At 71.2% G+C, this 6579-nt stretch carries 10 protein-coding genes; 5 read left to right on the top strand and 5 right to left on the bottom strand.

The annotated features are described in order from the left end of the window. Positions 1-8 precede the first annotated feature (8 nt). Positions 9-938: an NAD-dependent epimerase/dehydratase family protein gene (locus AC5LUJ_RS21395; protein WP_493465603.1), complete on the bottom strand. Its 930-nt coding sequence runs from the start codon at positions 936-938 to the stop codon at positions 9-11. Positions 939-1071: 133 nt separating this feature from the next. Between AC5LUJ_RS21395 and AC5LUJ_RS21390 the strand changes: the two genes are divergently transcribed. Then, complete coding sequence (locus AC5LUJ_RS21390; protein WP_493465602.1) at positions 1072-2055, top strand: GlxA family transcriptional regulator; 984 nt, start codon at positions 1072-1074, stop codon at positions 2053-2055. On the opposite strand, the gene AC5LUJ_RS21385 is transcribed toward AC5LUJ_RS21390, so the two are convergent. Continuing rightward, positions 1986-2285: a helix-turn-helix domain-containing protein gene (locus AC5LUJ_RS21385; RefSeq protein ID WP_493465601.1), complete on the bottom strand. Its 300-nt coding sequence runs from the start codon at positions 2283-2285 to the stop codon at positions 1986-1988. The genes AC5LUJ_RS21390 and AC5LUJ_RS21385 overlap by 70 nt on opposite strands. Before the next feature lie 98 nt (positions 2286-2383). Here AC5LUJ_RS21385 and AC5LUJ_RS21380 point away from each other — a divergent pair, with 98 nt between their 5' ends. Both AC5LUJ_RS21380 and AC5LUJ_RS21375 read left to right on the top strand, forming a co-directional pair. Then, positions 2384-2614: a hypothetical protein gene (locus tag AC5LUJ_RS21380; RefSeq protein WP_493465600.1), complete on the top strand. Its 231-nt coding sequence runs from the start codon at positions 2384-2386 to the stop codon at positions 2612-2614. Between the two features lie 66 nt (positions 2615-2680). Beyond that, positions 2681-2851: a transposase gene (locus tag AC5LUJ_RS21375; RefSeq protein WP_493465599.1), complete on the top strand. Its 171-nt coding sequence runs from the start codon at positions 2681-2683 to the stop codon at positions 2849-2851. Here the strand turns inward: AC5LUJ_RS21375 and AC5LUJ_RS21370 are convergent. The 3 genes from AC5LUJ_RS21370 to AC5LUJ_RS21360 form a co-directional block, all read right to left on the bottom strand. Continuing rightward, a complete protein-coding gene (locus AC5LUJ_RS21370; protein ID WP_493465598.1) occupies positions 2805-3623 on the bottom strand; it encodes a DUF6596 domain-containing protein in 819 nt (272 codons plus the stop codon). The genes AC5LUJ_RS21375 and AC5LUJ_RS21370 overlap by 47 nt on opposite strands. A 39-nt stretch (positions 3624-3662) precedes the next feature. Next, positions 3663-4070, bottom strand: coding sequence for a YciI family protein (locus AC5LUJ_RS21365; protein ID WP_250283846.1), 408 nt, complete (start codon positions 4068-4070; stop codon positions 3663-3665). 250 nt (positions 4071-4320) lie between these two features. Next, positions 4321-4659: a HEAT repeat domain-containing protein gene (locus AC5LUJ_RS21360; RefSeq protein WP_250283848.1), complete on the bottom strand. Its 339-nt coding sequence runs from the start codon at positions 4657-4659 to the stop codon at positions 4321-4323. A 418-nt stretch (positions 4660-5077) separates the two neighbouring features. On the opposite strand from AC5LUJ_RS21360, the gene AC5LUJ_RS21355 reads away from it, so the two are divergent. After that, positions 5078-6322 (top strand): metallophosphoesterase family protein, encoded by a 1245-nt coding sequence (locus AC5LUJ_RS21355; RefSeq protein WP_493465597.1) that lies wholly within the window; start codon positions 5078-5080, stop codon positions 6320-6322. Further along, on the top strand, positions 6322-6579 hold a 258-nt coding region (locus tag AC5LUJ_RS21350; RefSeq protein ID WP_493465596.1), incomplete at its 3' end, for an AAA family ATPase. The genes AC5LUJ_RS21355 and AC5LUJ_RS21350, both read left to right, overlap by 1 nt.

The following is a 6579-nucleotide window of genomic DNA, read 5'->3' as shown; positions in this document are numbered from 1 at the left end:
CCAAGCCGTCAGCGCGTGGATCGGGCATGCTCCGCGGCCATCTCGGCCAGGACGTCATCAAGCGGCGTGGACGTCACGCCCAAGGTCTTCACCGCCGACGACGCGTCGAGGATGTTGGGACGGTCGTACAGGTACAGCATCTCGGGAACCTCCGCCACGACAGGGTCGGTGCGCCCGATGTCCTGGAGTTCCCGCAGGGTCATGCGCTGGAGCCGGGGGGTGGGCACACCGGCCGTCTCGGCAAGGCGGCCGGCCAGCTCGCGCACCGCGGCCTGCGACGTGGACGGCACGTGCCAGACCCGCCCCCAGGACTCGTCATGACCGGCGGCGGCGATGAGCGTGCGCGCCACGTCACCGGTGTAGGACCAGCTGTGCGGCGCGTCGAGGTCGCCCGGATACGAGGCAGGCACACCGGCCAGCACCTGCGCCCCCACCATCAGGGTGAACGGCGAGTAGGCGCCGGCGCCGAGGTAGTCGTTGGCGCGGACCTCGGTCACGCGTACCCGGCCCGCGTCGTGAGCGGCGCGGGCGTCGTGCCACATCCGCGCACGGACACGGCCCTTCTCGCTGGTCGGCGCCATGGGCAGGTCCTCGGTGGCGGGGCCGTCGAGCGGCCCGTAACCGTAGGTGTTGCCGAGCATGACGTAGTCCGTACCGGCGCGTTCCACCGCCGCCAGCAGCGCGGCGGCCAGGGGCGGGAACAGGGCAGGCCACTGGTCGTACGGCGGCATGGCGCAGTTGAACAGCACAGCCGCTCCGGTGGCCAGCTCGACAAGCCGGGCGGTGTCGGTGGCGTCGGCGGCGACACGTTCGATCCGTGGGTGCTCCGGCCCGCTGCCGCGGCGTGTGAGGAGGCGGACCTGCTCTCCGGCGTCGGCCAGCAGGCGGGCGGTAGCTGATCCGGTGGCTCCGGCACCGACGATGACATGCAAGGACACGCGTTCTCTCCCAGATCGTGGAGGTGGAGTGGCGGCCACCGAGCCGGTGGCCGCGGCGGCGTCCTTACCACCCTGCGCGCGCCGGGAGCCGTAAGGTAGTGGCCTGAATGCCATACTCCTGGAGGTTCGGGCCATGCATCAGGTCGCCGTCCTTGCGGTCCCCCCGGCCACCACGTTCGACCTGTCAATCCCCGAACTGGTACTCGGTGAGATGACCGTGGACGGTCGCCCCGGCTACGAGGTGCGCATCTGCACGGTCCAGCCGGGACCCGTCGCCACCAGCGGCAGCCTTGAGGTCGCCGTCCCCCACGGGCTGGCGGCCCTCGACGACGCCGACACCGTCATCGTCACCGGAACCAGCGCCCGGGAGGACATCGACCCGCGCATCCTCGAGGCGCTGCGCCACGCGTCAGCCGCGGGCAGGCGCGTCGTCTCGATCTGCACCGGAGCGTTCGTCCTCGCCCAGGCCGGACTCCTCGACGGCCGCAGCGCCACCACCTACTGGGCCAGGTCCGACGAGTTCCGCAGACGCTTCCCCAGGGTCGACCTACGCCCCGACGTGCTGTACGTCGAGGACGGCAACGTGCTGACCTCCGCCGGGCTGTCCGCCGGCATCGACCTGTGCCTGCACCTGGTGCGCACCGACTACGGCGCCGCGGTGGCCAACCACATCGCCCGACTGGTCGTCGCGGCACCGGTGCGGCCCGGCGGGCAGGCGCAGTTCATCGAATCGCCGCTGCCGCCCGAGAACGGCACCTCGCTGTCCGCCACCCGCCAGTGGGCACTGGAAAGGCTGCACGAACCACTCACACGCGCGGCCCTCGCCGCCCACGCCCGCACCAGCATCCGCACCCTGACCCGTCGATTCCACGCGGAGACCGGTCTCAGCCCGCTGCAATGGCTCCTCCACCAACGCGTGAACCGGGCGCGGGAACTGCTGGAGAGCACGGACCTGCCCATGGACCAGGTCGCCCGGCTCAGCGGCCTCGTCACCACCGACTCCCTCCGCCAGCACCTGTCGAGACGAACCGGGCTCACACCCAGCGCCTACCGCGCCACGTTCACCCGGCGCACAGACCGAGAAGGATCTGTTGCATCCAGCGGAATCAGGACTTGACGTCCTCCCCTGCGTGAACGACTCCGTTGCCCGATGCGTCCTTGCTGTGAGCGATGATGGGTCGCGGTGAGCTGGCGGCGCTGCTCGTGGTACCCCGGCACGGCGCCACGCCCCGGCCGGTACCACTGCCGCTGCTCCACCGCCAGATTCCATACAAAACGCGCATGCCCGCAATGCGGCTCCAGGGCCGCCGCCTGTTCGGCGGTCGGATAGAGATGATAGCGGGACATATCAGGATTTTATGACACGGATGCCACCTGATGCCCACCACAAGGGAGCGGCGTTTCCTCCCCGCCGTGAACGGCGGGGTATCCACGCCGCAGACCCGATGACGCCCTACGGCCGCCGCGAGGCGTGGGAGGACGACCCCGCCGGCTGGCCCGAGGCCCCCCAGGCGGACTCACCGGTCGGTGGGCATGGCGCGCCGATCTGCTGGTACTGGCGCACGGACGCCGACGGGAACGCCACCTGGGGCCCGACCAGCCGCCCCGTGCCGCAGTGGACCCGCCCCGGCGCGACCCCCGTGGACACCCTCGGCCGGCACGGCCACCACCACTGACACGCCCGGCCCCTTCGTCGACGGCGTCGGCACAAGGTGTCAGATACTGGGCGGAACCTCCGGACGATGCGAACGGCCCCACGCGCTCGATCATGGGACCGGCGCCTGCTCCTGGACGCGATCTTCTACCTGCTCCGCGGCGGGATCGCCTGGCAGGCCCTGCCCGCCGACTTCCCGCCGTGGAAGAAGATCAAGGGTCGTAAGCGGCACGTCGCGGTCGACGCCGGCGGGCGTTGAGCCGGGCGGCCTGGCGCGTCAGGTGGTCACGCTCGGCGAGGTTGGGCGCCTTTCGGGCCGCCTCGGCGTACAGCCGTGCCGCCGTCACCAGGTCACCGTCCCGCTCGTGGAGATACGCCGCCACCGCCGCATGGCGAGGCAGCGAGTCGTCCAGCGCCGCGAGCGCCGCCAGCCCGGCGCGCGGCCCATCGGCCCCGCCGACGGCCACCGCGCGGTTGAGCCGGACAACCGGGCCGTCAGTCAGGCGCACGAACTCGTCATACCACTCGACGATCCGCACCCAGTCCGTCTCCTCGGCGGCGGGCGCGTCCGCGTACAGCGCCGCGATGACGGCCTGGGCCTGGAACTCGCCCGACCGGTCGCGGACGAACACCACCCGCAGGACCGCGACGCCCTCGGCGATCAACCTGGTGTCCCAGCGGCCGCGGTCCTGCTCGGCGAGCGGCACCAGGCCGCCGTCGGGCGCGGTCCGGGGTGCGCGCCGGGCGTGGTGGAGCAGCATGAGAGCGAGCAGCCCCGCCGCCGGCTGTCCGTCGACGAGGCCCTCACCCCGGCGGCGGGCGACGTCCACCCGGGCCGCGTCGAGGAACCGACACCAGGCCACGGCGACCAGCCAGCCCTTCGGCTCCCACCGCAGGCCGGCCGGCCAGACCCGGACCGCCTCGACCAGCACGTCCTGCACCGCGTCCTCCACCGCCGCGCAATCGGCCCCACGGCGGACAAGGACCCCCAGCACGCCCGGCGTGAGACTCCGCAGCAGGACCTCGTCCACCTTCAGAGGTCACTGCGTGACGGTGTCCACCTTCAGAGGTCACTGCATGACGGTGGGCGGCGCGGCCAGGAACGGGCGCACCTCAAGCCACTCGTGGATCGGCTTCCCACCCGCCCCCGGGGCAGCCGACAGCTCCCCGGCCAGCTCGACGGCACGCTCGTAGCTGTCGACATCGATCACCATCCAGCCGGCGATCAGGTCCTTGGTCTCGGCGAACGGACCGTCGGTGACCGGCGGGCGCCCCGCACCGTCATACCGGACGAACGTCCCCTCGGGAGCAAGCGCCTGACCGTCGACGAACTCGCCGGTCCCCTCAAGCCGGGCCGCGAAGTCGCGCATGTACCGCATGTGCGCCGCGATCTCCTCCGGCGTCCACCGGCCCATCGGCACGTCGTTGACCGCGGCCGGAGCGCCGCGGTAATGCTTGAGCAGCAGGTACCTGGCCATCGTGGTTCTCCTCGGTACTGGTACGGCCCATACTGGCCGCGTTCACCACGGGGACGCAGCCAGCCACGGGTTCTCGACATCACCGTCCGAATCCTTCGGCTCCCGTAGATCAGCCCGGGTGAGCCGTCCCGTGGTGTCCGGGTCCACGGCGTGGCACGAGGGCGCGACGGAACGAGGTCTTCCACGACCAGCAGCGACCAAACACCTGACCCCGTCGCCTGTGTGCCCATCCACCGCCAGTCTTTTCAGCTCACTCTTCAGGAAGCCGACTGTCAGCGGCATGGGGACGGCCGATCGCTTCAAGGGCGGTCGCCGCCCAGTCACGAGCATCCGGGTCCGGATGCCCCAACGCGCGAAGAAGCCGCGGCTCAGCCACCGCCCCGGGCAGTCCCAGACCGTGGACCACAGCCGACCGGATCCGCCAGTACTCGTCCCTCGTATCGCCCGCGTCATCGACCAGGTCGGCATCGTCGAGAGCTTCCAGCTGCCCCACAAGAACATCGACCGCAACATCACCACCGATCGCGGCGATGGCCGCCGCCTTGCAGCAGGCCGCCGACCTGTCCTCCCACCCGGCATCGCGCCGCAACGCGGTAAGCAGATACGGAACCGCCGAGACCGTAGCCCGAAGACGGGAGCCGCTTGGCAACCCGCGCGGTGAGAGCGAACGGGCGCATCGGCATACCCCTCCCTGCCAGGCCGGGCTGGAACAGCGCCGTGAGCAGAGCGGCCGCGGCGGGCGTCCCGTCCGAGATCGCCTCAGACTCACGGGATCAGCCGGCGCCGCCGCGTTGCGTCAGTACGAAGATGAATCAGTACGAAGATGCAGGGCGATGGCTGCCGTTGGCGCCGCTGCAGTACGTCGCCAACGCTTCACCGATGATCTGAACCCACCGGGCGAGCAACGGACCATAAATCTTGCGGACTGTGCGGCGCGCCTGCCACACGGTCACGCCGATGCCGCCTATGTTCCCTCGCCACACGTGTATCGGATTTGCGGGGGAACCATGCGTCTCGTTCATGCCGCCGACATTCATCTGGACAGCCCGCTGCGTGGTCTGGCGCGGCTGGATGACGACGACCTTGCTCACCTGCTGCGCCAGGCGACCCGTCGCGCGCTGGAGAACCTCGTCACGTTCACGGTCGACCAGCGGGCGGACGCGCTGCTGCTGGCCGGCGACATCTACGACGGCAACTGGCGGGACTACGCGACCGGAAGGTGCTTCGTCGACCAGATGGCGCGCCTCGACGACGCGGGCATCCCCGTCTTCATGATCTCGGGTAACCACGACGCGGAGAGCGAGATCACCCGGGCCCTCGTCCTGCCGCCGAACGTCACGGTCTTCGGGTCCGAGGCCCCGGGCACCCAGGTCCACGATGATCTCGGGCTGGCGGTACACGGCCAGAGCTATCCCACCCGTGCGGTGCTCGACAACCTGGTCCGCGCCTATCCGGACCCGATCCGCGGCCTGGTCAACGTGGGGCTCCTGCACACCGCGGTCAGCGGTGCGGACGGCCATGCCCCCTACGCTCCGTGCACACCCGAGGACCTGGCCCGCATGCGCTACGACTACTTCGCGCTCGGCCATGTCCATGCCCGCCGCACCGTGTGCGACGGCGAGACCGTCGCCGCTTTCAGCGGCAACCTCCAGGGACGCCACCCGAGGGAGACCGGCCCGAAGGGTGCGCTGGTCGTCGACGTCGGCCCCGGCCGGCCGGCGCGGTTGCGGTTCCAGCCGCTGGACGTGGCCCGGTGGGCAACCGTGACGGTCGACATCGGCCCGGACGATGCCTGCCGGACCCTGGAGGACGTGCTCGACCGCCTCCGCGCCAGCCTCATGGCCCAGCGGGACGACGCCGTGGACCGGCCCGTCATCGTCCGGCTGGAGATCGTGGGACGTTCCCGGGCCGCTGACGTACTCACCGACATGCGGCGGCTGCGAGAGGAGCTCACCACGATCACCCGCGGTCTCCATGCGGTCGCGGTGGAAAAGGTGACGGTCCGGGTGACCCGTCCGGGCCCACCGGCCTGCGTCGACCCGGAGCTGATCGCCGCGATCCGGTCGGCCACGGCTGGCCTTGCCGCCGACGTCGACCGCATAAAAGGGCTCGCCGACCCGGTGGACCGTACCGTCGGTCGTCAGCTGCGCACGGCCGAGCTGCTCGACCCGCGCGACGGCGCGGTTCTGGAGGATCTGGCGCAACGGGCCGGCGCCGAGCTGCTGGCGCGGCTGGCGGGAGTGACGGACTGATGCGGATCCGGTCGCTGCGCCTCGACCGTTACGGTGCCTTCGAGGATCGTCAGGTGGAGTTCGGCCCGGGGCTCACCGTGGTTGCCGGGGCGAACGAAGCGGGCAAGTCGACGCTGCTCGATGCGCTGTCCGACCTGCTGTGGGGCTTCCAACGGGGCCGGCGCGCCTTCTTCTACGGCCCGGGCGCGCTGGCACTGACCGCCACGGTCGAACTGCCCGGTGAGCCGGCCGCCGCGCTGGCGGACGGCGCCGCGCGG

The organism is Protofrankia sp. CiP1_Cm_nod3, from assembly GCF_982290655.1.
Note: the sequence above shows the minus strand (reverse complement) of the source record. Positions and strands in the feature narration are given on the sequence as shown.

Excerpts from the sequence above, each read along its gene's own strand:
- AC5LUJ_RS21355 (WP_493465597.1), top strand. The coding sequence starts at position 5,078 with ATGCGTCTCGTTCATGCCGCCGACATTCATCTGGACAGCCCGCTGCGT.
- AC5LUJ_RS21385 (WP_493465601.1), bottom strand. The coding sequence starts at position 2,285 with ATGTCCCGCTATCATCTCTATCCGACCGCCGAACAGGCGGCGGCCCTG.
- AC5LUJ_RS21365 (WP_250283846.1), bottom strand. The coding sequence starts at position 4,070 with ATGGCCAGGTACCTGCTGCTCAAGCATTACCGCGGCGCTCCGGCCGCG.
- AC5LUJ_RS21375 (WP_493465599.1), top strand. The coding sequence starts at position 2,681 with ATGCGAACGGCCCCACGCGCTCGATCATGGGACCGGCGCCTGCTCCTG.
- AC5LUJ_RS21390 (WP_493465602.1), top strand. The coding sequence starts at position 1,072 with ATGCATCAGGTCGCCGTCCTTGCGGTCCCCCCGGCCACCACGTTCGAC.
- AC5LUJ_RS21380 (WP_493465600.1), top strand. The coding sequence starts at position 2,384 with ATGACGCCCTACGGCCGCCGCGAGGCGTGGGAGGACGACCCCGCCGGC.